The 25,189-nt window shown below is 70.5% G+C and carries 22 protein-coding genes; 16 read left to right on the top strand and 6 right to left on the bottom strand.

The features are described from left to right. Positions 1-8 precede the first annotated feature (8 nt). From CcI49_RS14150 to CcI49_RS14140, 3 genes are read left to right on the top strand one after another with little or no spacing between them, the layout of a single operon-like run. Positions 9-1,289, top strand: coding sequence for a sensor histidine kinase (locus CcI49_RS14150; protein ID WP_076827054.1), 1,281 nt, complete (start codon positions 9-11; stop codon positions 1,287-1,289). Further along, the gene (locus tag CcI49_RS14145) at positions 1,277-1,924 is read left to right on the top strand and encodes a response regulator transcription factor (protein WP_076827052.1); all 648 of its coding nucleotides are present in this window, start codon (positions 1,277-1,279) and stop codon (positions 1,922-1,924) included. The genes CcI49_RS14150 and CcI49_RS14145 overlap by 13 nt, the downstream gene beginning before the upstream one ends. Continuing rightward, complete coding sequence (locus tag CcI49_RS14140; protein WP_131831093.1) at positions 1,921-2,748, top strand: hypothetical protein; 828 nt, start codon at positions 1,921-1,923, stop codon at positions 2,746-2,748. The genes CcI49_RS14145 and CcI49_RS14140 overlap by 4 nt, the downstream gene beginning before the upstream one ends. A gap of 51 nt (positions 2,749-2,799) precedes the next feature. Here CcI49_RS14140 and CcI49_RS14135 read toward each other — a convergent pair whose 3' ends face one another. From CcI49_RS14135 to CcI49_RS14125, 3 genes are read right to left on the bottom strand one after another with little or no spacing between them, the layout of a single operon-like run. Then, positions 2,800-3,516, bottom strand: coding sequence for an ABC transporter permease (locus CcI49_RS14135; RefSeq protein WP_076827354.1), 717 nt, complete (start codon positions 3,514-3,516; stop codon positions 2,800-2,802). Then, entirely contained in the window at positions 3,513-5,132 is a 1,620-nt protein-coding gene (locus CcI49_RS14130) for a hypothetical protein (RefSeq protein WP_076827048.1), read from the bottom strand. Before CcI49_RS14130 ends, CcI49_RS14135 begins: the two co-directional genes overlap by 4 nt. Then, positions 5,129-6,064: an ATP-binding cassette domain-containing protein gene (locus CcI49_RS14125; protein WP_054569438.1), complete on the bottom strand. Its 936-nt coding sequence runs from the start codon at positions 6,062-6,064 to the stop codon at positions 5,129-5,131. Before CcI49_RS14125 ends, CcI49_RS14130 begins: the two co-directional genes overlap by 4 nt. Before the next feature lie 86 nt (positions 6,065-6,150). Between CcI49_RS14125 and CcI49_RS14120 the strand changes: the two genes are divergently transcribed. Both CcI49_RS14120 and CcI49_RS14115 read left to right on the top strand, forming a co-directional pair. Next, on the top strand, positions 6,151-6,813 hold the full coding sequence (locus CcI49_RS14120; RefSeq protein WP_076827352.1) for a response regulator transcription factor: 663 nt from the start codon (positions 6,151-6,153) through the stop codon (positions 6,811-6,813). Positions 6,814-6,875: 62 nt separating this feature from the next. Next, positions 6,876-7,955: a HAMP domain-containing sensor histidine kinase gene (locus CcI49_RS14115; RefSeq protein ID WP_241840055.1), complete on the top strand. Its 1,080-nt coding sequence runs from the start codon at positions 6,876-6,878 to the stop codon at positions 7,953-7,955. A gap of 100 nt (positions 7,956-8,055) precedes the next feature. Here CcI49_RS14115 and CcI49_RS14110 read toward each other — a convergent pair whose 3' ends face one another. After that, positions 8,056-9,003 carry a TauD/TfdA family dioxygenase gene (locus tag CcI49_RS14110; RefSeq protein ID WP_083749502.1) on the bottom strand — a complete coding sequence of 316 codons (948 nt, stop codon included), beginning with the start codon at positions 9,001-9,003 and terminating at the stop codon, positions 8,056-8,058. Between the two features lie 348 nt (positions 9,004-9,351). On the opposite strand from CcI49_RS14110, the gene CcI49_RS14105 reads away from it, so the two are divergent. The 5 genes from CcI49_RS14105 (at position 9,352) to cysA (ending at position 14,018) form a co-directional block, all read left to right on the top strand. Then, positions 9,352-9,762, top strand: coding sequence for an Rrf2 family transcriptional regulator (locus tag CcI49_RS14105; protein WP_054569441.1), 411 nt, complete (start codon positions 9,352-9,354; stop codon positions 9,760-9,762). A gap of 454 nt (positions 9,763-10,216) precedes the next feature. Further along, on the top strand, positions 10,217-11,260 hold the full coding sequence (locus CcI49_RS14100; RefSeq protein ID WP_054569442.1) for a sulfate ABC transporter substrate-binding protein: 1,044 nt from the start codon (positions 10,217-10,219) through the stop codon (positions 11,258-11,260). A 4-nt stretch (positions 11,261-11,264) separates the two neighbouring features. Then, complete coding sequence (cysT, locus tag CcI49_RS14095; RefSeq protein WP_054569443.1) at positions 11,265-12,113, top strand: sulfate ABC transporter permease subunit CysT; 849 nt, start codon at positions 11,265-11,267, stop codon at positions 12,111-12,113. 85 nt (positions 12,114-12,198) lie between these two features. After that, positions 12,199-12,999, top strand: coding sequence for a sulfate ABC transporter permease subunit (locus tag CcI49_RS14090; RefSeq protein WP_054569636.1), 801 nt, complete (start codon positions 12,199-12,201; stop codon positions 12,997-12,999). Beyond that, positions 12,996-14,018, top strand: coding sequence for a sulfate ABC transporter ATP-binding protein (gene cysA / locus CcI49_RS14085; protein ID WP_054569444.1), 1,023 nt, complete (start codon positions 12,996-12,998; stop codon positions 14,016-14,018). Before CcI49_RS14090 ends, cysA begins: the two co-directional genes overlap by 4 nt. A 245-nt stretch (positions 14,019-14,263) precedes the next feature. Here the strand turns inward: cysA and CcI49_RS14080 are convergent, their stop codons facing one another. Next, positions 14,264-15,841, bottom strand: coding sequence for an AAA family ATPase (locus CcI49_RS14080; RefSeq protein WP_198955528.1), 1,578 nt, complete (start codon positions 15,839-15,841; stop codon positions 14,264-14,266). Positions 15,842-16,185: 344 nt separating this feature from the next. Here CcI49_RS14080 and CcI49_RS14075 point away from each other — a divergent pair, with 344 nt between their 5' ends. The 3 genes from CcI49_RS14075 to CcI49_RS14065 all read left to right on the top strand — a co-directional run bounded on the left by CcI49_RS14075 (position 16,186) and on the right by CcI49_RS14065 (position 20,088). After that, positions 16,186-17,523, top strand: coding sequence for a vanadium-dependent haloperoxidase (locus CcI49_RS14075; protein ID WP_076827044.1), 1,338 nt, complete (start codon positions 16,186-16,188; stop codon positions 17,521-17,523). A 94-nt stretch (positions 17,524-17,617) separates the two neighbouring features. Continuing rightward, the gene (locus CcI49_RS14070; RefSeq protein WP_054569446.1) at positions 17,618-19,045 is read left to right on the top strand and encodes a sulfatase; all 1,428 of its coding nucleotides are present in this window, start codon (positions 17,618-17,620) and stop codon (positions 19,043-19,045) included. A gap of 113 nt (positions 19,046-19,158) precedes the next feature. Next, entirely contained in the window at positions 19,159-20,088 is a 930-nt protein-coding gene (locus CcI49_RS14065) for a formylglycine-generating enzyme family protein (RefSeq protein WP_054569447.1), read from the top strand. Positions 20,089-20,291: 203 nt separating this feature from the next. Here the strand turns inward: CcI49_RS14065 and CcI49_RS14060 are convergent, their stop codons facing one another. Then, entirely contained in the window at positions 20,292-20,921 is a 630-nt protein-coding gene (locus tag CcI49_RS14060; RefSeq protein ID WP_054569448.1) for a TetR/AcrR family transcriptional regulator, read from the bottom strand. A gap of 790 nt (positions 20,922-21,711) precedes the next feature. On the opposite strand from CcI49_RS14060, the gene CcI49_RS14055 reads away from it, so the two are divergent. The 3 genes from CcI49_RS14055 to CcI49_RS14045 all read left to right on the top strand — a co-directional run bounded on the left by CcI49_RS14055 (position 21,712) and on the right by CcI49_RS14045 (position 25,101). Next, positions 21,712-22,797 carry an S-(hydroxymethyl)mycothiol dehydrogenase gene (locus CcI49_RS14055; protein ID WP_054569449.1) on the top strand — a complete coding sequence of 362 codons (1,086 nt, stop codon included), beginning with the start codon at positions 21,712-21,714 and terminating at the stop codon, positions 22,795-22,797. 157 nt (positions 22,798-22,954) lie between these two features. Continuing rightward, entirely contained in the window at positions 22,955-24,259 is a 1,305-nt protein-coding gene (locus CcI49_RS14050; protein WP_235498260.1) for an ABC transporter substrate-binding protein, read from the top strand. A 332-nt stretch (positions 24,260-24,591) separates the two neighbouring features. Then, positions 24,592-25,101: a hypothetical protein gene (locus tag CcI49_RS14045; RefSeq protein ID WP_131831092.1), complete on the top strand. Its 510-nt coding sequence runs from the start codon at positions 24,592-24,594 to the stop codon at positions 25,099-25,101. Positions 25,102-25,189: the final 88 nt, after the last annotated feature.

Here is a 25,189-nt window from a genome sequence, read left to right as displayed (position 1 = left end):
GTGAGCACATGGTCAGGAAGCTGCTCTCGCCGTGGCGAACGGTGCGTACGTGGTACGGCGTCGTGCACGGCGTGCTCGACCTGTTCATCGGCACGGTCTCGTTCGTCCTTGTGGTCACGCTTCTGGCGGTCTCCGCCTCGCTGTTGATCATTTTTCCGGTAGCGCTGCCGTTCGCCTGGTTGCTGTTCGTCAGCGCCAACATCATCGGGACACTGGAGCGGTCGCGGGCCTCCGCCCTGCTCGACATACACCTACCGTCACCGCATGCGCCGTTCACCAGTCGTAACTGGTTGAGTCGCCTCGGTCAGCGGTCCAGGTCCGGCAGCCGCTGGCGCGAGATCGCCTACTGCCTGTTGCTGATGCCAGTCGGAGTGATCAGGTTCGCGGTGCTGACCACGGTGTGGAGCGGATCCTTCGCGCTGTTGATCCTGCCGCTCTACCTCGGTGCGCTGCCGGGTGACAGCGCCGAGTTCGGCCTGTTCGAGCTGTCCGGCGTCAGTGGTGCGCTCGCCGGCAGCATCACCGGGGCCGTCGGGCTGCTCGTCGCCGCGCCCTGGGCAACCGTCGCCCTCACGACGGCCAGTGGTCTGATCGTTCGCGCGCTCCTCGGTCCCTCGCCCGAAACCGAGCTGCGCGAGCAGGTCACGCGGCTCGAGGCCAGCCGCACCTCGGCCGAGGCCGGGCGGTCCGCCGCGGTTGACAGCGCCGAGGCCGAACGGCGACGCATCGAGCGTGACCTGCACGACGGGGCGCAGCAACGGCTCGTCGCGCTGGCGATGGACCTCGGCATGGTCCGGGAGAAGTTCGACCGGGACCCCGAACGCGCCCGCCAGCTCGTCACCAACGCACACCAGGAAGCCAAGGCCGCGCTGGCCGAGCTGCGTGATCTCGTCCGGGGCTTCCACCCGGCGATCCTCGAGGACCGCGGCCTCGACGCGGCACTGTCCGCGGTGGTGGCGCGCTGCCCGATCCCCGTTCAACTCGACATCACGGTCGACCCCCGACCACCTTCCACCGTCGAGAGCGCGGCGTACTTCATCGTCGCCGAAGCGCTCACCAACGTCACGAAACACTCGCAGGCCTCGGCGGCGAAGGTTTCCATAGCCCGGCGCGGCGACCTGCTCGTGATCGACATCAGCGACAACGGCCGCGGTGGCGCCACCCTGGCCGGGGGAACCGGCCTGCAGGGCCTCGACGAACGGGTGCGCGGGCTCGGCGGATGGATGCAGGTGCTGAGCCCGCCAGGCGGGCCGACCTCGGTTCTCGTCGAGCTGCCATGCGGATCGTGATCGCCGAGGACTCGGTGCTGCTGCGCGCCGGTCTCATCCGGCTGCTGGCAGACTCCGGCGAAGACGTGATCGCGGCGGTGGGGGACGCCGCGCAGCTGGTCGAGGCGGTCGAGTGGCACGCCCCCGATCTGGCCATCGTCGACGTGCGCATGCCGCCGACGTTCGCCGACGAAGGGGTTCGCGCCGCGATCGAGGTCCGTCGCCGCTGGCCCGGCGTGGGCATCCTCGTCCTGTCGCAGTATGTCGAGGAGCGCTACGCCACCGACCTGCTCACGGGCGACAACGGGAAGCTCGGCTACCTCCTGAAGGATCGGGTGGCCGATGTGGGCGACTTCGTCGAAGCGGTGCGGCGGGTCGGTGACGGCGACACGGTCCTCGACCCCGAGGTCGTCGCGCAGCTCCTGGCGCGCAGCCGCCGCCGCGATCCGCTCGACCGGCTCACCGCCCGCGAGCGCGAGGTACTGCAGCTCATGGCCGAGGGCCGCACCAACAGCGCCATCGCTCATCACCTCGTCGTCAGCGACGGTGCGGTCGAGAAGCACGTTCGCGGCATCTTCGCGAAGCTCGACCTCGCACCCACCGACCACGACCATCGCCGTGTGCTCGCCGTACTCCAGTGGCTGGGGGCCCCGTGATCACAGAAACACGACCAGGGCCGGCGCCGCGGCCTCCGCATCGCTCCGGTGCACGCGCGGCCTGGATCGCGTTCGGCAGCGTCGTCGCCGTCACGACGCTCGTCTACGGCGCCGTCTCGTACATGCAGCTGTGGGCCTTCGACCGCTCGAGCACGCGTGGCGTGTTCACTCAGGATGTCCGCTCGCTCGACGTGCACAACGGCGCGGGAAGCACGCGCATCGTGGCAACCGACGCCGACGAGATCGTGGTCGAGGCGAAGGTCACCTACGGCCTGCGGAAGCCGACGAACGAGTCGTGGGTCGACGGTGAGAAGCTCGTGGTCCAGGCCTCGTGTCACCCTTTCCTCAGCCAGTGGTGCGGCGTCGACTACACGATCCGGGTGCCCGCCGACGTCGCGGTCCACGTCCGCGGCTCGGGTGGTGGGGTACGTGTCGAGGGGATCGACAGCGCGATCGACGTGTCGTCGTCCGGTGGCGGGGTGCGGGTCGACGACGTGGGCGGGCCGTTGCGCCTACGCTCCAGTGGCGGCGGGATCACCGGCCAGCGCCTGCGCTCCGAGATGGTCGACGTGTCGTCGAGCGGCGGCGGTGTGCGCCTCACCTTCGCCTCGGCCCCGAGCGACGCGGTGGTGCGGTCGTCGGGCGGCGGGGTCACCGTGGTGGTGCCCGACACCGGCGAGCCGTACAACATCCGCGCCTCGTCGAGCGGTGGATCGGTGCGCACCAGCCAGGTTCGCCATGATCCGTCCAGCCCGAGCCGGATCGATGTCGGTTCGAGCGGTGGCGGCGTGACCGTGCGCTACCCGGACGACGCGCGCGACTGACGCCTCGGTCGGGATGGCCGGCGACCCGAAGAAGCCTCGGGCCGCCGGCGGTCAGGCGTCCCGGCGTTCCAGCAGGGCCGCGCCGGCGAGCAGTGCGCCGGTGGCCCACAGGGCCAGGACGCCGAGGCCCGTCCAGGGGCCGATGTCGAGGTCGCCGCCGGTCGCCTGCACCGCGAGCCCGGCGCTCGCCGGGCCGATCTGGCGCAGGTGCCGTTGCCAGGCCGGGTCGGCCACCGCGGCGGTGACGATCGGCAGCACGTACAGGAGCGCGAGGACGGAGCCCACCCCGGCGGCGGAGCTGCGGACGCAGGTCACGATGCCGAGGCTCAGCAGGCCGATGAGGACCAGGTAGAGCACCGAGCCGACGGCCGGGCGCACCGCGACGGCGTCCGCGGGCAGTGCCAGCCGGGCCGCCAGGACGCAACCGGCCACCGCGATGGTCGCCGTGGCTGCCAGCACGCCGGCGACGACCACCGCCTTGGYGGCCAGCACACAGCTGCGCCGGGGAACAGCCGTCAACGTCACCGTGACCAGGCCGGTGGCGTACTCGTCGCCCATCACCAGCACCCCGAAGACCGCCACCACTGCCTGGCCGAGCAGCACCCCGGTGAGGCCCAGCTTCGGCAGGTCCGTGCCGGGCAGCGGGTCGGTGGCCGCGGCCACCGCCGCGCTGAGCGCGACCATGCTCACGACCATCGTGACGAGCAGCGCGGGCAGGCCGGGTGATGTGCACGCCTTGGTCCACTCGGCGCGCAGCGCGTACCTCATGCGTCCCGCCGGCGCAGCGCGACCGCGGCCACGGCGAGTGCCACCGCCGCCCATCCGGCGAGAACCGCCAGACCCGCCCACGGCGCGAGTGGGAAGTACCCGTCCGCCGGCGTGTAGAGGTTCGCGACCTGCGGGTACTCGGGTGCCGACTGCTGCAGCGCGAACCCCGCGGCCGGGGTGACCCGCAGCAGCCACCGCGCCGCGTCGATGGGCAGGACCGTCACGGCGAGCAGGTACGGCAGCACGACGAGGACCACCGCCGCCGTGATGGCCGTGACTCCGCGCCGCAGCAGCGTGCCGAGGCCGAGCGCCAGGACCGCGGCGAGGGCGAGCAGCGCGGCGGTGCCGGCCACGACGCGCAGCTCCGTCAGCGTCGGCACCGGGTGGACGTACACGCCGTTGCCCCGCAGCACCCGCTGTCCGAGGGTGACGACGGCCGCGGCGGCGGCGAGGCCCGTGACGAACATGGCCCCGCTGACGACAGCCGCCTTCGCGGCCAGCACCCGCCCACGGCCGGGACTGGCCAGGAACGTCGTCCGCAGCAGCCCGCGGCGGTACTCGGCGGTGACGAAGACGCAGCCAACGACAACCGCCACGATCAGCCCGACGAACGTGCCGACCAGGGTCTGGCTGATCGACACGCCGAGCCCTGCCGCACCCGCGACGGCGGGGGCGATGTCGCCGGAGCCTCTCAGGCGCAGGGTGTCGCCGTCGCGTTCGAAGCCCTCGGCGCCGCTCGTCGGCCCGTCGCCGGGGCCACCGGGGCCACCAGGGTCGCCGGCGRCACCGATGACGTCCGGCTGCCAGGCGGTGCCGGTCCAGCCGTCCCCGGTCGAGAGGTGGTCGAAGGTTCCCGTCGCCTGGCTCGGCCCGCCCATGGCACCGGACGCCAGCCCCGCGTGCACCGCCTCGGTGTACTGCGGCGACGTGACGAACAGCCCCACCTGGGCGGTCGCCGGCAGGTCGGGCAGCCGGGCGGTGCCGATGGTGGCCCACCGGACGCCGTCGGCCGACTCGGCACCCGTGACGGTGTCCCCGGCCCGGCTCAGCCGCAGCCAGCGCGGATGGTCAGAGGTGGCGGCATCCGGCCCGCCGGCGAGGTCGTGGGTGTAGTCGTACTGCATCCGGGCGCCGTGGGCACCGGTCATCATGACCGCGACGTAGGTCGATCCCTGGCCGGTGTCCGCCTTGACGATCAGGCCGGCCTTGGCCCACGGCGCGACCCCGTGCCTCGGCCCGTCCGCGCCGCCTCGGCCGCTGGGGCTGTCCGGGTCCCCGGCGCCGTTCCCGCTGTTCGGGTCCCCCGTGTCATCGCGGCCGTTCGGGCCGCCACCGGGGAGGATGCCGGTCATGCCGGTCACCCGGACGGTGATGCTGCCGTCCCCGGCGAGTGCCTGGTGAAGGAACGTGAAGCTGTCCGTCACCTCCTCACCACCGGGACCCAGCGGAAGCTCGCACCCGGAGCCGGGGCCGTGTTTTCCACACGTCCCCTCCATCCCGGGCATCACCCCGAGCGCCACGATGAGCCCGGCGGCGGCGACGGTGGCGAGCACCCAGCCACGGACGGACCGGAACTTCGTCCACTCGGCGCGCAGCGTGTTCGCGAAGCCGTTCACCGACCCTCCCCCGCCACGGTGGCCCGGTACTCGACCGCGTCCCGGGTGAGGTTCAGGTAGGCGTCCTCCAGCGTCGCCCGGTGGGCGGTGAGCTCGGAGAACGGCACGCCGTGCCGGCCGAGCAGGCCGGCGATCTCCTCGGCCGACAGACCGGTCACCACGAGGGCGTCCGCCCCGGCCGGCGTGACGGAGCCGCCGCCCGCCGCCAGGACCGCCGCCTCCAGGACCGCAGCCGCCGGGCCGCCCGCGGTCGTCCGCACCGTGACCCGGCCGTCCGACACCGCGGCCAGCAGCTCCGCGACGCCGGCGTCCGCGAACACCCTGCCGCGGCCGACGACGACCACCCGGTCGGCGATGTCCTCCAGCTCGTTCATCAGATGGCTGGAGACCAGGACCGCACGCCCGGCGTCGGCGAGTGACCGGGTGAAGCGGCGCATCCAGATGATTCCTTCGGGGTCCATGCCGTTGAACGGCTCGTCGAGCATGAGCGCGGGCGGGTCGCCGATCAGCGCGGCGGCGATGCCCAGCCGCTGCCGCATACCGAGGGAGAATCCGCCGACCCGGCGACGGGCGACGGATGTCAGCCCCGCCTCCTGGAGAACCTCGTCGACGCGGCGCGCGCCGAGCCCCTGGGAGTGGGCGAGCCACAGCAGGTGGTTGCGAGCGGTGCGGCTGGGGCCGACGGCGGAGGCGTCGAGGAGCGCGCCGACGTGCCGCAGCGGGTTGCGCAGCTCGCGGTACGGGCGCCCGCCGATGAGGGCCTCGCCGGAGTCGGCGGTGTCGAGGCCGAGGATGACCCGCATCGTGGTCGATTTGCCTGCGCCGTTGGGCCCGACGAAGCCGGTGACCTGCCCCGCCGGGACGGTGAAGGTCATCCCGTCGAGCGCGGTGAGGGCACCGAACCGTTTCCGTAGGCCGTTCACGTTGATCATAGAGGGAGTTCTAACCACCCCGCGGTGTCAGGCCGGTGCCGTCGGACGACACCGGGCTGACACCGCCCGCCTGGGATGGTGGTGCGATGCGCGTCCTGGTGGTGGAGGACTTCGAGATCCTGGCCCGTGCGGTCCAGAGCGGGCTGCGGCGTGAGGGGATGGCGGTCGACGTCGCGCCCGACGGCGACGACGCGCTGGCGCGCCTCGCGTCCACTCGGTACGACGTGGTGGTGCTCGACCGCGACCTTCCCGGTACGCACGGCGATGACGTGTGTCGGCGGATCGTCGTCACGTGCCCGGCCAGCCGGGTCCTCATGCTGACCGCGTCGAGCACGGTCCGGGACCGGGTCGACGGGCTCGGTCTGGGTGCGGACGACTACCTGACGAAGCCGTTCGACTTCGCGGAGCTGGTCGCCCGGGTCCGCGCGCTGGCCCGCCGGCCGACCGCCCTGGTTCCGCCGGTGCTGGAACACGGGGATCTGACCCTCGACCCGGGCCGGCGGGTCGCGTCGCGGGCAGGGCGGCGCCTCGACCTCAGCCCCAAGGAGCTCGCGCTGCTGGAGTGCCTGCTCGCCGCGGCGGGACGTCCGGTGCCTGCCGAGGAGCTGCTGGAACGGGTGTGGGACGAGGCGGCGGACCCGTTCACGACGGCGGTGAAGACGACGGTCCGCCGGCTGCGGGCGAAACTCGGTGATCCGCCGGTGGTCCACACGGTGCGCGAGGGCGGCTACCGGATCGGCGAGCCCTGATGCCCCGGCGCCGGCGGCTGCGGACACCGTTCATACGGACACAGCGGCTACGGACACAGCTGATGCTGCTCTACGCCGTCCCCTTCTTCGTGTCCGGGGCGACGTTGCTGACCGCGGCGCTGGTCGGGACGAGGGTGTCGGTGCCCGCGCCCGCGGCGGGTGAGCCGGCCGGGGCCGGGCCCGCGGCCCGGCCGGACACGACGACGCAGTTCCCGTTCCTCATCTGGCTGGTGATCATGATCGTGCTGGCGGTGGCCTCCATCGGGGTGGGCTGGCTGGTGTCGGCCCGGTTCCTGCGGCCCCTGCGCGCGATCACCACGGCCGCACGGGACATCTCGGCGAGCAACCTGCATCGCCGGCTGGGGCCCACCGGCCGCACCGACGAGTTCGCGGAGCTCGCCGCGACCCTCGACGACCTCTTCGCACGCCTGGAGGCCTCGTTCGCGTCACAGCGGCGCTTCGTCGCCCACGCGTCGCACGAGTTGCGCACGCCGCTGGCAGCGCAACGCACCGTGCTCCAGGTCGCCCTCGCCGACCCCGGCACGACCGTCGACTCGCTGCGCGCCACCTGCGAGGAGGTGCTGGGACTGGGCACCGTCCAGGAGCAGCTGATCGGCTCGCTGCTCACCCTGGCCAGCGGTCAGCAGGGCGTGGAGCGGCCGGAGTCGTTCGACCTGGCCGACCTCGCCCGGCAGGTGCTCTCCCGCCGGCCGGCGATCCGGCCCGCCGAGCTGACGGTCACCGCGTCCCTGGGCTCGGCCCTGCTCTCGGGCGACCCGAGGCTCGTGGAGAGCCTGCTGGCGAACCTCGTCGACAACGCGATCCGCCACAACCGGCCGGGCGGCCTCGTCGAGGTGAGGACGTCCACCACCGCGGGCGGGGCCCGCCTGATCGTCCGCAACTCGGGGCCGGTCGTGCCGCCGACGGAGGTGGGCCGGCTCTTCGAGCCGTTCCAGCAGCTGGACGGCCGGCGGATCCGGCACGGCGACGGGCACGGCCTGGGCCTCGCGATCGTGCGGGCCGTCGCCGACGCGCACGGAGCGACCCTGGTCGCGACGGCCCGGCCGACCGGCGGGCTGGACATCGAGACCACGTTCCCCGACCGCAGGGCCGGCGACGAGGACGTCGCGCGGAACGACTAGTCGCTGTTGACCCGCCGGTTGCTGTTGACCCGCCGGGTCCGCCCGCTGCCGCCCGGCATCTCGCCCGGCATCTCGCCCGGCCAGCATCGTTGCGCGGGGATCAACGAGGTTCGTCGCCGCGCAGCGTGACGCGCTGGATCACGCGGTGYGCGTCGCCGAAGTCGCCGGCGACGGCGTGCTGGGTCGCGCGGTTGTCCCAGAAGCCGATGGTCCCCTCCTGCCAGTGGTAGCGCACCGTGAACTCCGGACGCACCGAGTGCTGGTAGAGGAACGCGAGCAGGGCATCGCTCTCGGCGCGGTCGAGCTCGGCGATGTGCGAGGTGAAGCCGGGGTTCACGAACAGCGACTTCTTCCCGGTCTCCGGATGCGTGCRCACGACGGGGTGCGTGGCCGGCTCGAGCCTGACGAAGGTCTCGCCTTCCCAGCGCCCTTCACCGACAAGGTCGAGGATGCCCTTGAACTGGGCCTCGCCGTTGTGCACGGCGGTCAGCGTGCCCAGGAACTCCTGCAGCGCGGGGCTGAGGGCGGCGAAGGCGGCTTCCTGGTTGCTGAACAGCGTGTCGCCGCCGGCCGGGGGCACCACCACCGCTCGCAGGATCGAGCCGAGCGGCGGGCGCTTCACGAACGTGACGTCGGTGTGCCAGTCCAGCCCGCGCGAGACGGTGCCGACCCTGCCGTAGGCCGCGGCCAGCTCCCTGGCCTTGCTGTAGTCGATCTCGAACACCTCGGGCTGCCCGTCCAGACCGGGGATGACCGGGTGGCCCTCGGTCGGCTCGCCGAAGCGCCGCGCGAACGCGAGGTGCTCCGCCGGTGTCAGGTGCTGGCCCGGGAAGAACACGACCTTGTAGTGCAGCCAGGCCGCCCGCACCGCGGCGACCTCCCGCTCGTCGAGCGTGCGGACGTCGAGGCCCCGGATCTCGGCGCCGATGTTGCCCGAGAGCGGGGCGATCTCGAACAGCGGCTCGGCCACCGCGGTCACGGCCGCGGCCTGCTCCTGGCCCGCGGTGTCCGTGCCTGCGCCGGTGCCTGTGTCAGCTGTGAGAGTCATGGCCTGATCTCCTTGGTCGGTCGGCCGGGGACCGGGTCGGAAAATATTCCGCTATCTCGATCGGATTTGTCAAGATTGCAGGCCGCCGCCGCCATCGACGGGCCGCGAGCCGTCCACACCGGCACCGATGGGCCATACCCGTGCACACCGGGCCGACACCGTCGACGACAAGGTCCGGGAGGTCACGGGCCCCTGGCCGCCACAGGACTGCAGCAACCTGCGGGTTGACAGGCAGGACACCGACAGGTCAGCAATATTTAGTATATGCATCGAATAAGTAGACAAGGCTGGCAGCCATGCCAGCCTGATCATCGGTGATCATGAACAACCCACGCGAGGAGTACAGCCGTGTACATCTCCGCTCGCGCCGAGTACGCCATCAGGGCGATGCTGGCCCTCGCCGTCGCGCACCCGGACCGGGTCGCCGCCCCCGCACTCGCCGCACGCGAGGAGATCTCACTCGCCTACCTACAGGCGATCCTGCTGGATCTGCGTCGAGCCGGGCTGCTGTTCAACCGACGGGGAGTCGACGGTGGATACAGCCTGGCCCGCCCGACCGACAGCATCACCGTGGGTGACATCCTGCGGGCCACCGGCGGAGCCCTGACGAGCGTCCGCGGCGAGCCGGCCGAGCGGGCCACCTACGGCGGGGCCGCCCGCGGGCTCAGCCGGGTCTGGCTTGCTGTGGACGCCGCCATCCACGACGTTCTCGATCGAGCCACCCTCGCCGACGTGCTGGCCGACAAAGTCTCCCTCTAGCTCAACCGGAGCGCCGAACACCAGGCACCCGACGCCAGGGCCACCCGAACGGGTCAGATCGCCACCACAGTGGTCTAATGACCACCAAACACAACATCGTCCGACCAAATGGCGGAGTTGTGTCACTCATCGCGTTCGACTCGCCACCACTGGAGACCTAGCTTCACATCCCCACCAACCAACTCTTGCAAGTCGGTCGATTAAGTGGGATATGTAGTCCTGGTCAGCACAGGCGAGCCGATCTGTCACGCAGGAACACCCCGAGGTGCACCTGCGCGGCACCGTCATCTCGCCTGTCGCTCCTCCATCACGGGCCACGGCAACACGGCCCTACGGACAGCTCCACGTGTCCACCCACACCATCAAGATCCAGTTTCTGCCGAGCCGCGGGCTCGGAGATTCGCACGCGCGCAGACAGGTGCCACAGCAGGCGCCAGAGGAGGCCAGGTTTCCCATGAAGAACCGGTTCAGAGCGGTGGCGGCTCTGGCCCTAGTCGCCAGCCTGGCGATCTCCGCCTGCGGAGGAGGCGATGACGACGAAGCAGGCAGCGGCGGCGGCTCGGGCTCGTCCACGACGCTGCACATCGTCGGCTTCGCGGTGCCGGAGGCGGCGAACAAGGCCATCGCCACCGAGTGGAACAAGACCGAGGCCGGCAAGGGCGTGAAGTTCGAGACGTCCTACGGCGCCTCCGGCGACCAGAGCCGCGCGGTGGTGTCGGGCCTGAAGGCCGACTACGTCCACTTCTCCGTCGCCAGTGACGTCACCCGGCTGGTGGACGCCGGGCTCGTCGCCGACACCTGGGACGACGGCCCCACCAAGGGCATCGTGTCGTCGTCGGTCGTCGTGCTCGCGGTGCGCAAGGGCAACCCGAAGAACATCAAGGGCTGGGATGACCTGATCAAGCCGGGCATCGGCATCGTCACCCCCAACCCGGCCTCCTCCGGATCCGCCCGGTGGAACGCGCTGGCCGCCTGGGGGCACATCTCCGCGAACGGCGGAACCGACGCCCAGGCCGAGGAGTACCTGACCAAGCTCTTCGCGAACGTGGTCTCGCTGCCGAGCAGCGGCCGTGACGCCACCACCGCCTTCCTGGGCGGCACCGGCGACGTGCTGCTCGCCTACGAGAACGAGGCCATCCTGGCCCGCCAGAGCGGCGAGGAGCTCGACTGGGTCGTCCCGGACACCACCATCCTCATCGAGAACCCCGGCGCCGTCCTCACCAAGGCCGACCCGAAGGCCAAGGAGTGGTACGACTTCGTACTGAGCCCGGAGGGCCAGCGCCAGTTCGCGCTCAAGGGCTTCCGCCCGGTCATCGACGGAGTCAAGGTCGACGAGGTCGAAGGCGCGCTCGATCCGAAGAACCCGTTCCCGACGCCGAAGAAGCTGCTCACCGTCAAGGACGACTTCGAGAGCTGGTCGGCCCTGTCGAAGAAGTTCTTCGCCGAGGACACCGGCATCGTGGTCAAGGTGATCGCCGCCTCGGGCAAGGCCAAGTAGCACTGTGACAACGACAACCGTCACCGGGCGCCGATCCGCGGGAGACCGCGGGTCGGCGCCCGGCGGGCTGCCGCTGACCCGGGTGTCCGGTGTGGGCCTCGGTGTGGCGATGCTGTGGTTCAGCCTGCTCGTTCTCATCCCGCTGGCGGCGGTCGCGGTGACGGCGTCGGAAGGTGGCTGGAGCCAGTTCTGGCGCACGGTCACCCAGGAGCAGACCGCCGCCGCCATCGAGCTCACCGTCGGGACCGCACTCCTCGTCACGCTGGTCAACATCGTGATGGGCACCGCGATCGCCTGGGTGCTGGTGCGGGACAGGTTCACCGGCAAGCGTGTCCTGGAAATCCTCATCGACATCCCGTTCGCCCTGCCGACAATCGTCGCCGGGCTGGTGCTGCTTTCCCTCTACGGCCCGAAGAGCCCGCTGGGTGTGAACATCGCCAACACCCGCACCGCGGTTTTCCTGGCCTTCCTGTTCGTCACGCTGCCGTTCGTCGTCCGCACCGTGCAGCCGGTGCTGGCCGAGCTCGACCGGGAGGCCGAGGAGGCGGCGGCCTCGCTGGGCGCGCGGCGGTTCACCATCTTCCGGCGGATCATCCTGCCGGGCCTGACCCCGGCCATCGCGGCCGGAGCCGCGCTGTCGTTCGCCCGCGGCGTCAGCGAATACGGCTCACTGGTGCTGTTGTCCGGCAACCTGCCGATGCATACCGAGGTGGCGTCGGTGCGCATTCTCAGCAGCATCGAGAACGACAATCCCGAGAACGCGGCGGCGGTCGCGGTCGTCCTGCTGGCGATCTCGTTCGTCGTGATCGTCGCGGTGGACGTCCTGCAACGGAGGATGGTGCGCCGTGGCTGACACACCCACGATCGAGGCGACCGCCGACCACCCCGCCGAGCAGACGCCGCGGCCCGACCGGGCCCGGCGGCGCGACCGGCCACCGGTGGGCCGGTACGCGCTGCGGCTGGTCGTGATCGCCTATCTGTTCCTGCTGGTGGCGTGGCCGCTCTACCTCGTCGCGCAGAACACGTTCAAGGACGGGTTCGACGACCTGAGCGCCATTCTGGACGACCCCGACACCGTCCACGCGCTGCGGCTCACCCTCACCATCGCGATCACCTCGGTGATCATCAACACGGTGTTCGGGGTGGGCATCTCCTTCCTCCTGGTCCGCTACCGGTTCCCGGGCAAGCGTCTGCTCAACGCCCTGCTGGACGTCCCGCTGTCGGTGTCGCCGATCGTGGTCGGGCTCGCGCTGATCCTGGTCTACGGCGGCCGGGACGGCTGGTTCGGGCCGACCCTCGAGGACGCCGGTCTCCAGGTCATCTTCGCCACCCCGGGCATGATCCTGGCCACCACCTTCATCGCCCTGCCGCTGATGATCCGGGAGGTGGTCCCCGTCCTCGAGGAGATCGGGGACGACCAGGAACAGGCCGCCCGCAGCCTCGGCGCGAACGCCGTCCAGACGTTCCGCCGCATCACCCTGCCGGCCATCAAATGGGGCGTGGTCTACGGCGTCGTGCTGAGCCTGGCCCGTGCCCTCGGCGAGTTCGGTGCGGTCAAGGTCGTCTCCGGCAACGTCTCCGGCGACACCCGCACCGCCACCCTCGTCGTCGAGGAGAAGTACCTGAACTTCGACCGGGGCGGTGCCTACGCCACCGCCTTCCTGCTCGCACTCGTCGCGGTGGCCTGCATCGTCGTCGTGTCCCTCATTCGTCCGAAGGATCCGAAGGAAAAGCGGTGAGCATCGAGATCACCAATGTCAACAAGCGCTTCGGCGACTTCGTGGCGCTCGACGACGTTTCCGTGAGCATTCCGACCGGCCAGCTCACGGCACTGCTCGGCCCGTCCGGCGGCGGCAAGTCCACGCTGCTGCGCATCATCGGCGGCCTGGAACAGGCCGACACCGGACGGGTCGTGATCGAAGGCGTCGACGCGACGAACCTGCCGCCGCAGAAACGCAACGTCGGTTTCGTCTTCCAGCACTACGCCGCGTTCAAGCACCTGTCGGTGCGGCGCAATGTGGCCTTCGGCCTGGAGATCCGCAAACGGCCGAAGGCCGAGATCCGCTCACGGGTGGACGAGCTGCTCGCCCTCGTGCACCTGGAGCAGTTCGCCGAGCGGCTGCCCTCGCAGCTGTCCGGCGGTCAGCGCCAGCGGATGGCCCTGGCCCGCGCGCTGGCCATCGAGCCAACGGTGCTGCTGCTCGACGAGCCGTTCGGCGCGCTCGACGCCAAGGTCCGCCGGGAGCTGCGTGACTGGCTGCGCCGCCTGCACGACGAGGTGCACGTCAGCACCGTGTTCGTCACCCACGACCAGGAGGAGGCCCTCGAGGTCGCCGACGAGATCGTGGTCATCAACGAGGGCCGGATCGAGCAGATCGGGTCCCCGGACGACCTGTACGACCGGCCGGCGAACGACTTCGTGATGAGCTTCCTCGGCCCGGTCACCCAGCTCGGGGACAGGCTCGTCCGGCCGCATGACCTGCAGCTGCACACCGGGGATCCGGCCGCGGGCGACATCGGCGGGCAGATCGCCCGCGTCAACCGGATCGGCTTCGAGATCCGTGTCGACGTCGCCACCACCGGCCAGCCGAGCCAGGACGTCGTCGTGACGCTGACCCGCAACGAGTTCCGTGCGCTGGGCCTCGAAGTCGGCGCCGCGGTCAACATCCGGCTCGCCCCGGAAAGCCACACCACCCCGGCGCCTCCCACGCAACCCACGCCAGCCGACAGCGCGAAAAGCCTCGCGCCCTCGCACTGACCCGCACGCGGTACGGCGGGCGGGCCTGGCACGAGCCCCCGCCCGCCAGCGACTGCCTGGCCTGCAGTCAACCGAGAAGGCTGACAACCACGGGGGCCGGGACAGCCTTGACCGGTGAGGCGCACCACCAGGGAGCCGGACCGCGTCGATCTGTTCAGGGTCCATGTACGTCGCGGCCCAGTCGCCTGTCCTCCGCGATGACCACCAGCCCGAACGGGCCCCAGCCCCTGTGCTCGCTCGGGGTGTCAGCCGTTGAGGATGGTGATGGTGCGGCCGGCGGGGCTGGTGGTCGTGCTGAGGGCCGTGCGCTCGTCAATGGCCGGAGCGCCGCGGCGCTGATCGAAGATCGCCAGGGTGCCGGCGGGAAGGCGGAGGCGGTCGAGATAGTGATCGAGTTGCCGGAGCCCGGCCTGCAGGGGGTTGGATCTACCGGTGCGCCAGGCCTTGATCTCGATACCCTCGCGCTGCACCTGCGTTGTTCCGTCGCGGGCGGTGTAAGGCCAGCGCAGGTGGAGGTCGACCCGGCCAGAGCCTACGGCGTACTCGCGCTCCACCACGCCGGTGCCGTTGACCGCACGCTGGAGGTAGCCCATGAGGATGAGCTGGGCGGCGGCCTCGTCGTAGTAGCCACGGCTGGTGAGAAACTCGCCGTTCTCGATCCACCATTCGGCGAACTCGGAGAGCACCTTGGGGAGGTCGAAGCCGCCTTCCGGACGAACAAAGGAACGCGGGTCCGCGGTGATGCTCTCCTGGACGCTGGCGGAAAGGACGCGAACGATGACCTCGCGGTAGATCGGGTTCGCCGCTCTGACCGGGGGGTCGGGGGCGATGAGGCCGAGGTCACGGACGTAGCTGAGGTCGTCGTCGTAGGGGTCGAGGGCAAGCGGGTCGCCAGCGATCAGCGGCCCGATGATCCGTCGGACCCGGGGCTCGGCGAGTCTGGCCGCGAGTGAGTCGAGGTGGGTGGCACGGGCGAGGATCAGTCGTTCCCGGGCCTGGTCGAGGTGTTCGACGGTGATCGGCTCCGAGGCCGGCACGCCAATCTCCTCGACAATCTCCTGAGCCAGCGCGTTGACCAGCCACGGCTGGCCGCCGGTGAGCTCGTAGGCGTGGTCGACCGCACCTGGGGCGAACCGCTGACCGGTGTCGGTGGTGTGCTGGCCGTAGAGGTCGGTCACCTCGCCCGCGGTGAAGTCGCCTAGCCGTAGTGACTTCAGCTTGATGTTGAACGGGCTGGAGGTTCCCAGCCGCGACACACCGCCACCTGCTGCGGCTTTATAGTCGCGGACGTCGCGTAGGCCGCACAGCACGACGGACCACGGAAACGGCGCTGGCCGCTTGTTGTAGCCGTCCCGGAGCTGGGCGAGCACGCTGACGAGCGACTCGCCCCGCAGCGCGTCGATCTCGTCGACAAACAGCACAAGCGGCCGCGGGCAGACCTCCGCCCACGCACCCAGCGCAGTTCCGAGAAGTGCCGCGGCCGGCGCCTCGGGCCAGGGCGGCGGACGAAGCTCCGATGGCAGCTGCCATCGTGCGGCCTCTTTGATCCATTGGAGGATGCCCAGCGTGGCAGCGCCGAAGTCGTCACCCGCCGCGCGGGCCGCCTCACAGGAGAAGTGCAGCGCGGCGTATCGGCCCTGGGTCGTCAGCTCCTGCGCGAGCGCGCGTAGCGCGGTTGTCTTGCCGGTCTGACGTGGCGCATGCACGACAAAGTACGCCTTGAGGTCCACAAGCCCGGGAGCCTCTGGCAGCCGGGAGAGCGCAGGGATCATGTAGTGCTCTGCAGGCAGGCAGGGTCCGGCGGTGTTGAACCGACGCCCCATCGATCCTGCCCCTCCGAGCCACCGGCGAGCGATACGCCCTCCACGTACCACCCTACGTGTGATCGCAGCTACCGGAGCCGAGGCCGATCAGCCCGGTCACACACGAGCAATTCATCAAAATGTCGACCGAAAAAGTGGGAAATTACTGTCGGGCGGGCACGGATCATGGGAGAGTCCGGGCATGCGCTCGTGTCTCCTCGTGGGTCGGCCGCACGTCGACTTCGGACGGGTGACGAGCGCGGCCTGTCACGGCCTCTGACGCACCTCGCCGCTCCCCCGTCAGCTCCGGCCCTCGATGCCGGCTGCCCGAAGACGCATTCGTTCCTGCCTTCACGGAGACGACCGTGCCTTTGTCGCGCGCCCGAACCCGCCCGCTTTCGCGGGCCCTCCTCCTCACCACCACGCTGGCCGCCGCCACGCTCGCCAGCACCACCCTGACCGGCGCCGCCGCCGCGCCGAGCACGAGCGCCGGGCCCGGCGCGGATGTCGTGCTCGACTGGTACGACGTCACCGCGCAGACGGTCGCGGCCGCAGCCCTGCCGGCCCAGGTCACCAACAGCCGGATATGGGCGGTCAGCTGGCTGGCCGCCGACCGCGCCATCACCAGCCGCCCCGGCGGACACGGAGGCTCCGGCGGGCACGGCGGCCCCGGCCGGAAGGACGCGGACTTCGCGACGGCGGCGTTCGCGACCGCCATCCACGACGGGCTCGCCGCGCAGGTTCCCGCCCGCACCGCCGAGCTGGATGCGGCGCTGGCCGCCACGCTGGCGGACGTCCCCGACGGGAACGACGAGACCGCCGGGGTCGAGGCGGGCCACCGCGCCGCCCGGGCCCTGCTCGCCGAGCGGGCCGGTGACGGGCTGGACGTCGCCTCGGTGAACGCTCCCTACACCCCGCCGGCGGAGGCGCCGGGCGTCTGGCGGCCGACGCCGCCGGCCTACGCTCCCGCCGTCGGATCCGGGCAGGGCAAGGGGCGGACGTTCCTGCTCGGCCCGGCGAACCGGTTCCGCCCCGGGCCACCGGACCCACTCGGCTCGCCGGCCTACCAGCGTGACCTCGCCGAGGTCCGGGCCGTCGGGTCCGTCGACAGCACGGTCCGCACCGCCGAGCAGACCGACGTCGCGATGTTCTGGGCGCAGTCGTCCCTCACCGGCTACACCACGATCCTGCGCGGGCTCGTCGAGCAGGAGCGCGCGCGGCCGCTCGCCTGGCAGACGCATCTGGTCGCCACCTTCCATCAGGTGACCATCGACCAGGTGACCATCGACGCCCAGATCGCCGGTTACGAGGCGAAGTACGTCTACACCCGCTGGCGTCCCGTCACGGCCATCCGCTTCGCCGACACCGACGGCGACCCGACAACCGACGCGGATCCGAACTGGACGCCGCTCATCGCCACCCCGGCACATCCCGAGTACCCGAGTGGCCACGCCACCTATGCCGGTGCCGCGCAGCGGGTGCTGGAGGCGTTCACCGGCTCGGGCCCGGCGCGGCCGATCGCCGTCACCAGCGCCACCGCACCCGGAGTCACCCGGACCTACAGCTCGTGGCGGCAGGCGACCCAGGACAACATCGACGCCCGGGTCTGGGAAGGCGTCCACTTCCGCCACACCGACGAGACCGGCGCCCAGCTCGGCCGGACCGTCGCCGCCTACGACCTGCGCCGGATCAACCTCCGCTAGTCGGCGCGGGCGCGAAACCGCCCGTTGGAGCGGGCGCGAAACCGCCCGTTGGAGCGGCCGACGGGCCCGAGCATCCCAGGAAGGGACGCGAACAATGAACGAGGGAAATCCGCAGAGCACCGAACGCGGGCCGGGATCGACCAGCCGTCGAGGTTTTCTCGCCGGGTCGTTGGCGGCGGCGACCGCGGCGGCGACGACCGGCCTGTCGACGATCCCGGGGCTGGTCTCGGCGGCGTCGGCGGCCACCCGGCCGAACATCCTGGTCATCGTCACGGATGACCAGCCCAAGGCGACGCAGTGGGCGACGCAGAAGACCTACGACTGGATCGCCGAGCAGGGTGTCCGGTTCACCAACGCCCACTGCACGACCCCGCTGTGCGCGCCCTCACGCTCGTCGATCTTCTCTGGTCGCTACGCCCACAACCACGGGGTGCGGGTCAACGCGAACCCCGGGAACCTGGGCCAGAACACCACCGTCCAGCGTTATCTGACGCAGGCCGGCTACCGCACCGGGCTGTTCGGCAAGTACCTCAACGGCTGGGACATCAACGCCAGCCCGCCGCATTTCGAGGAATGGGCGCTGCTGAAGCCGAGCTATGTCGACGGCACCTACAACGTCAACGGCACGGTCCAGACGATCAACGGCTACACCACCAACGTCCTCAGGAACCGGACGCTGAGCTTCCTCGACAGGTCCGCGACCGACACGCGGCCGTGGTTCGCCTACGTCGCTCCGTATGCCCCGCACGGACCCAACACGCCGGCCGCCCAGTACGCCGACACGGTCGTACCGGAGTGGAACGGCCGGCCGGCGGTGCACGAGACCGACAAGAGCGACAAGCCGCCCTACGTGCAGAACTCGACCAGCACCCTCGCGGACGGCCAGGCGGTGCGGGAGCGGCAGCTGCGCACGCTGCTGTCCGTGGACGACGCGGTGCAGGCCTTCCGGGACAAGCTGGTGGCCCTCGGGCAGCTGGAGAACACGCTGGTCTTCTACGTCCCCGACAACGGGTACCTGTGGGGCGACCACGGCCGGGTCGCCAAGTCGGTTCCCTACACGCCGGCCCACGAGCTGCCGTTCTACGTGTCCTGGCCGGGCGGCGGCCTGGGTTCCGGAACGGTCGACAACCGCATCGTCGGGCACATCGACATCGCCCCGACGATCCTCGACGCCGCGGGGATCACGCCGAACACCCCGCAGAACGGCTTCTCGCTGCTCTCCTCCTCCAGCCGCGACCACATCCTGACCGAGTTCTGGAAGAAGGGCACCGCTGCCGGCGGTGTGCCCACCTGGGCCTCCTATGTCAGCACCACCAGGCAGTACGTCGAGTACTACGACCTGCACGCCAATGCCAGCGGCGCGCAGGTCGGAACGGGGCAGGTGCTGTTCCGTGAGTACTACGACCTGGCGAACGACCCGGGCCAGCTGGTGAATCTCCTCTACAACGCGACGCCGGCGCAGGAGCAGGCGCTCGGTATCCCCGCCCTCGCCGCCCAGCTCACCGCCGACCGCGCGGCCTGACGGCCTGACGGCCCGACGGCCCGCACAGGGCTTACTGATGGCGGTGGTCCGGCCCGACCTCACGGGACGGGCCACCGCTACCGGTCCGACGACGAGAAAACGAAGAGAAACCGATGTCTGCTTCCTGCTGCACCCCCGGCCGCGATCCCGGCACCGCCGGAGGCGTTGCGGCGCCCATCCGAGCAGCCGGCGCCCGCACGACGCGGATGATCAAACTTCCCGGTGGGCGTTTCCTCATGGGTACCGAGGACGAGGAGGGCTACCCCGCGGACGGCGAAGGGCCGATCCGGGAGATCGACCTGAGCCCCTTCGCGATCGAGGCGACGACGGTGACCAACGCCCAGTTCGCCACGTTCGTCAAGGCGACCGGGTACGCCACCGACGCGGAACGTCACGATTTCTCCTTCGTCTTCGAGGGCTTCCTTTCCGAGGAGGTCGCCACGAGCTCACCGGTCGTCCACGAGGTGCCCTGGTGGCATGCGGTGGCCGGGGCGTTCTGGAAACACCCCGAAGGGCCTGGCTCGTCCATCGCATCCCGCCAGAACCATCCCGTCGTGCACGTCTCGTGGAACGACGCGCAGGCCTACTGCGCCTGGGCGGGCACCCGCCTGCCCTCCGAGGCCGAGTGGGAGTACGCCGCACGCGGCGGCCTGGAGCAGCGCCGTTACCCGTGGGGTGATGAACTGACGCCGAAGGGCCGGCACCAGTGCAACATCTGGCAGGGCGTCTTTCCGACGGTGAACACGGGGGCGGACGGTTATCTGGGCACCGCCCCGGCCAGGGCATACCGCCCCAACGGCCACGGCCTCTACAACGTCGTCGGCAATGTCTGGGAATGGTGCGCGGACTGGTTCAGCGCCGACTTTCACGCCACCGGCCCGCGTTCGAATCCGACCGGGCCGCCCAGTGGCCTCGCCAAGGTCATGCGCGGCGGCTCGCACATGTGTCACTCGTCCTACTGCAACCGGTATCGCGTCGCCGCGCGTAGCTCGAACACCCCCGACAGCTCAGCCGGCAACATCGGATTCCGGGTGGCATTCTGAGCCACCCGGCCGCGCGCATCCGCGCATATGGCGGCCGACCGGATCCCGCGCCGCCGCACCGCGCCGCGCGAGCAATTCACACCAACCAGGGAAACCGAGACACAGAGTCACCTGGCGATCCGCAGGAAGCGAGGATCTTGGTTGTTGTCGCAGCCGAAATCCTCGCTTCTTGCTCGGCAGCAATGACCGCGCGCCCCGGGCGGCTATCCGACGGGACGCGGGACCCGCTGCGAAGCCGGGAACAGGACGGGACCCACCCAGCGACGGAGGTAGTCGCGCAGCTCCCGCCCCATCCGAGGCGGGTCGGGCGGGACCAGGATCAGTGACTGCATGATCCGAAGCATGTGCTCGACGAGCTGATCGAGCATCTCATCGTCGTAGCCGAGCTCCGCCCAGTTCACGCGCCGGTTGACCAGGATCGTGCGCACGCGGGCGATCTGGGCGGGCGCCATCATCCGCCGACTGAACGTGGTGGGATAGCCGCCGGCGAGCAGCAGCATGAGCAGCGGCTCGTCCGGAAAGCGCTCGATGATGAACGCCATCGCCTCGACGACGAAATCGGCGATGTCGTCGACGTCCGTGGGAAAAGTCGCCTCGAACTGTGCCACGAAGCGTTCCGCCGCGGCGTCTGAGACAGCGGCGAAGAGTTCCTCGGTGCTCGTGAAGTAGCGGTACACGGTCTTGCGGATGACACCGAGGTCGGTGGCGACGTTGGACAGGGTGGTTCCCGCCGCCCCGCGTAGCGCCACGCTCTGGATCGCGGCGTCGATGATGCGTTCGCGCGCCTGGGCGTCGTCGGCCGGCGGTACTCCGGCCCACCCTCTGCGACCCATGCCTGCCACTCCCTGCTGCCTGACCACGGCGCTGTGCCCTGACCGTCCGGACTGTCCTACCCGCCCTGGGCGGCCCCGCGGGTCAAGAAGTGTTCTTGCACTCTGTACCCCGGCCGCGCCCGCCCGTTGCCACGCGCCCCTCCTGCCCCCCGGGACGCGGAGCGCCACCGAGCCGTCCGGGCGGCACCGGTCATCCCACCATCCTCCAGACGACCGGATCCGAAAACCACTACGCACAGCGATCGATCGATCTCCGGATTGGACGTTGCCCCAGAAGAAACATCGATCCATCATATGTGTCATTGTCCCCTCTGGAAGCTGGTGATGAGTGACTGCCCTGCCGGCACAGCACGTCAGGGGCGATCTCGACCGCGACGGAGGCAGCGACGGCGATGCGCGCAACGGAGGCCGGGGCGGCGACCGGTGCAGCGACGGCGACCGGTGCAGCGACGGCGACGCGCGGGCAGCGCGTGGCACGCCGCGAGGCTCGCCGTGGCGCGGGCCTCGCCCCGCCACAGCCACCCATCCCGAGCGCTCTCGTTCCCACGCTTCCACGACTGTGCCTCCCGATTTCTCCCGTTCCACATTCCCGTTATCCGCCGGCCCGAGGTGGTGATTCAACGCGATGCACAGATGTTCCTGGACCGGCCGTCAGCGGGTCTCACAGGGCGGCAGGGCGGCACGGGGCGGATCTGTCGGGTGCCGTTTCCATCGTCGACTCGCGCCGGCGGCGCCGCTGACGCTCCCGCGCCGTGAGAAGGAAAAGACCCTGAGGGTTCCGAGGAGACCGATGATGCAGGAAGTCCGTGGTGTGATCGCCCGCGGAAAAGGCGGGCCGGTAGAACTGACCACCATTCTGGTGCCCGATCCCGGCCCGGGCGAGGCGGTCGTCAGGATACAGGCCTGCGGGGTCTGTCACACCGATCTGCACTACCGCGACGGTGGCATCAACGACGACTTTCCCTTTCTCCTGGGGCACGAGGCCGCCGGAGTGGTCGAGTCGGTCGGCGCCGGCGTGACGGACGTGGCCCCCGGTGATTTCGTGGTGCTCAACTGGCGGGCGGTCTGCGGCACCTGCCGAGCCTGCCTGCGAGGCCGGCCCTGGTACTGCTTCGCCACCCACAACGCCTCCGTTCCCATGACGCTGCCCGACGGGACGGCGCTGTCACCCGCCCTGGGCATCGGCGCCTTCGCCGAGAAGACCCTGGTACACGCCGGCCAGTGCACGAAGGTCTCCCCCGCCGCACGCCCGGCCGTGGCCGGGCTCCTCGGCTGTGGGGTGATGGCCGGTATCGGGGCGGCGGTCAACACCGGCGGGGTCACCCGGGGTGACAGCGTCGCGGTGATCGGCTGTGGCGGCGTCGGAGACGGCGCGGTTGCCGGCGCCCACCTCGCCGGCGCGGCGAAGATCATCGCGGTGGACACCGATCCCCGCAAGCTCGAGTGGGCGAAGGGCTTCGGCGCGACCCACACCGTCAACGCGAAGGAAGTCGACCCGGTCGCCGCCATCCGGGAGATCACCGACGGCTTCGGTGCCGATGTCGTGATCGACGCCGTCGGCCGCCCGGAAACCTACCGGCAGGCCTTCTACGCCCGCGACCTGGCGGGCACCGTCGTCCTGGTCGGCGTGCCCACGCCGGAGATGACGCTCGAACTGCCGCTGCTCGACGTGTTCGGTCGCGGCGGTGCGCTGAAGTCGTCCTGGTACGGCGACTGCCTGCCGTCCCGGGATTTTCCGATGCTCATCGATCTCTACCTTCAGGGCCGGCTCGACCTGGACGCCTTCGTCACCGAGGAGATCTCGCTGGACGGCGTCGAATCGGCGTTCTCCAGGATGCACACCGGAGACGTCCTGCGTTCGGTGGTCATCCCATGACCGCTATCCCGTGACGATTACGGCTCGCGCCGGGAAAACCGGCGCCGCGGGCACCTTCGCTCTCGACGGGCAGGGCCCTGACACACGATGTCCGGTTTCACAGAAGAGAGGAAACCAGGTGCGAAGGTTATTCAGGAAATCGGTTCTGATCCTGACTGTGGCAGGCGTTGTCGGAATCGCCGGATGCGGCGGCGGGGACAGCGCCAACGACACCGCCGCGGTGGATCCGGCCCTACTCAAGCTCGGTGCGGACCACGGCTGGAACCAGACCGACGTCACCGTCGACGCAGCCTCGCTGGACTGCCAGGGCAAGGCCTCGAACCCCACTCGCGGTGTCACCGACACGTCCATCAAGATCGGTGGACTGGCGACGGTGACAAGCCCCAGCGGCATCGCGTTCGGTGACGCCGACGCGGGCGCGAAGGCGCGGTTCGCCCGCGCCAACGCCGAGGGCGGGATCGCCGGCCGCACGATCGACTACGTCGGCGTGCGCGACGACGGCTCGGATCCGGCGCGCAACTCCGCCCAGGCCACCGCCCTCGTGTCGCGGGATGAGGTCTTCGCCGCGGCCCCGGTGCTCACCACGACCTCCAGCTACATCGACACGTTCTGCAAGGACGTCACGCCCTTCTTCGGCTGGGGAACCGAAAGCGGCTTCTGCGGAAACGCCATCGGCTTCAGCATCGTCGGGTGCCAGACGCCCACCGCCGAGCAGCGGGTCTCGGTGAACACCGGGCCGCCCGCGATGGTGAACGCCCTCATCCCGGCGGGATCCCCGAAGAGCATCGCGATGATCGGCATCGACAACGACGCCGCCCGCCAGGGCAACATCACCGTGTCCCAGGGATTCCAGGCCGCCGGATTCAACGTCGTCTACGAGAAGACACCGATCCCCGTCTCCGGCCTTTCCGACCCGACTCCGATCGTCCAGGCGGTCATGACCGCCGACCAGGGCGCGCCGCCGGCGGCGGTGTTCATGGTCACGCCGGTCGGTGACGCCGTGAAGCTGCTCGGTGCCCTCCGCGCGGCAGGGTACGACGGAATCCTGCTCACCCCCTTCTACGACCCGCGCCTGGCCGGGGCGAAGGAGCTCGCGGACACCTACGCGGTCATGCAGTGGCAGCCCGGACTGTCCACGGACGTCCCCGGCATCAAGCAGATGATGGCGGACTTCAAGGCCTACGCCCCGGACCTGCCGGACAGCCTGCCCGCGATGGCCGGCTACTGGGCAGCCGACATGCTCGTCACGGCCCTGCAGAAGGTCGGGCGTGACCTCACCGTCGACGCGCTGCTGAAGACCCTCAACGGCGACTACACCAACTACGTCGCCGGGGCGGTGCCGGAGACCCGCTGGCCGCTGAACCATGTCGCCGCGTCACCCTGCGGCACGCTCGCCCACCTCAAGGACGGCAAGTGGAGCGCGCCGGCTCTCTCCTGCGGCGCCATCGCGAAGATCTCGTAGTACCCGGGGCGGCCACGGACAGTCCGTGGTCGCCCCCATCCAGGGCCTCAGGCGGTCTCCATCAGCCCGGCCACGGCCGGGACACACGTCAGCTTTGTCATGAAACGTCAGCCGTGCCAGGAAAATGCTCCAGGCACGCGACCGTGCCCAGTTCGTCGTCATCGTTTACCAGTCCGGCTTCCTCCCGCAGCGCGCCGATCCGCTTTCTGACAGGTCCCATCAATATGGGCTCGCGTTCGCCGGCGTGGCGGTGACCGACATCCGACTCTTTCCCCCATGGCCGATCATCGGTTGTTAACCTCCGCCGACCGTGCTTTTCGAGGGGGTTTTAGGTGACACGTAAACGCATGGCGGCGATGGCCAGGCCCGCGGTGGTGGTCGCGGCGGTCGTCAGCCTGACCGTCGGCCTGGGCGGATGCAATGGCAGTGACCAGGATGAAACCGTGTCCGCGCCGGTCAGCACCGGTGTCGCCGGGTCTCCGGCACCCGCCATCTCCGCATCCCCGGCTCAGCCTGCCACGGCGTCCCCGACACCCGTCGTCACCGCATCGCCGTCGCACCGCACGCCGTCCCCGTCGCCGGTCGACGCGATCACCGCCGCCGTGAAGAGTGAGCCGACGGTTGCCAGGGATGTGGTCGTTCAGAACATCAAGATCTCTTCGATCGACTCCACCTGGGCCTACGCGAGTGCCTACTCCCCTTCCGCCGGTGGTGCCCGAGCAGTGCTGCACCGAACCGGCGATGCCTGGCGGCTCGTCAGCTACGGCTCCGCCGAGGTTGGCTGCGACGAAGGCGTGCCCGCCGCCGTCCTGACCGAGTTCGGCCTGGAGTGCCCCTCCTGACCTGGTCACAGCGCTGGTCGTGAACGCCCGCTCCACGGGACGCATCAGGCCACCGGAGGGCGGGTCACGAACCCGCCCGCCGGCACCG

This window comes from Frankia sp. CcI49 (assembly GCF_001983215.1).
Lineage (GTDB): Bacteria > Actinomycetota > Actinomycetes > Frankiales > Frankiaceae > Parafrankia > Parafrankia irregularis.
The sequence above is the reverse complement of the archived record's forward strand: the minus strand, read 5'-3'. Positions and strand labels throughout refer to the sequence as shown.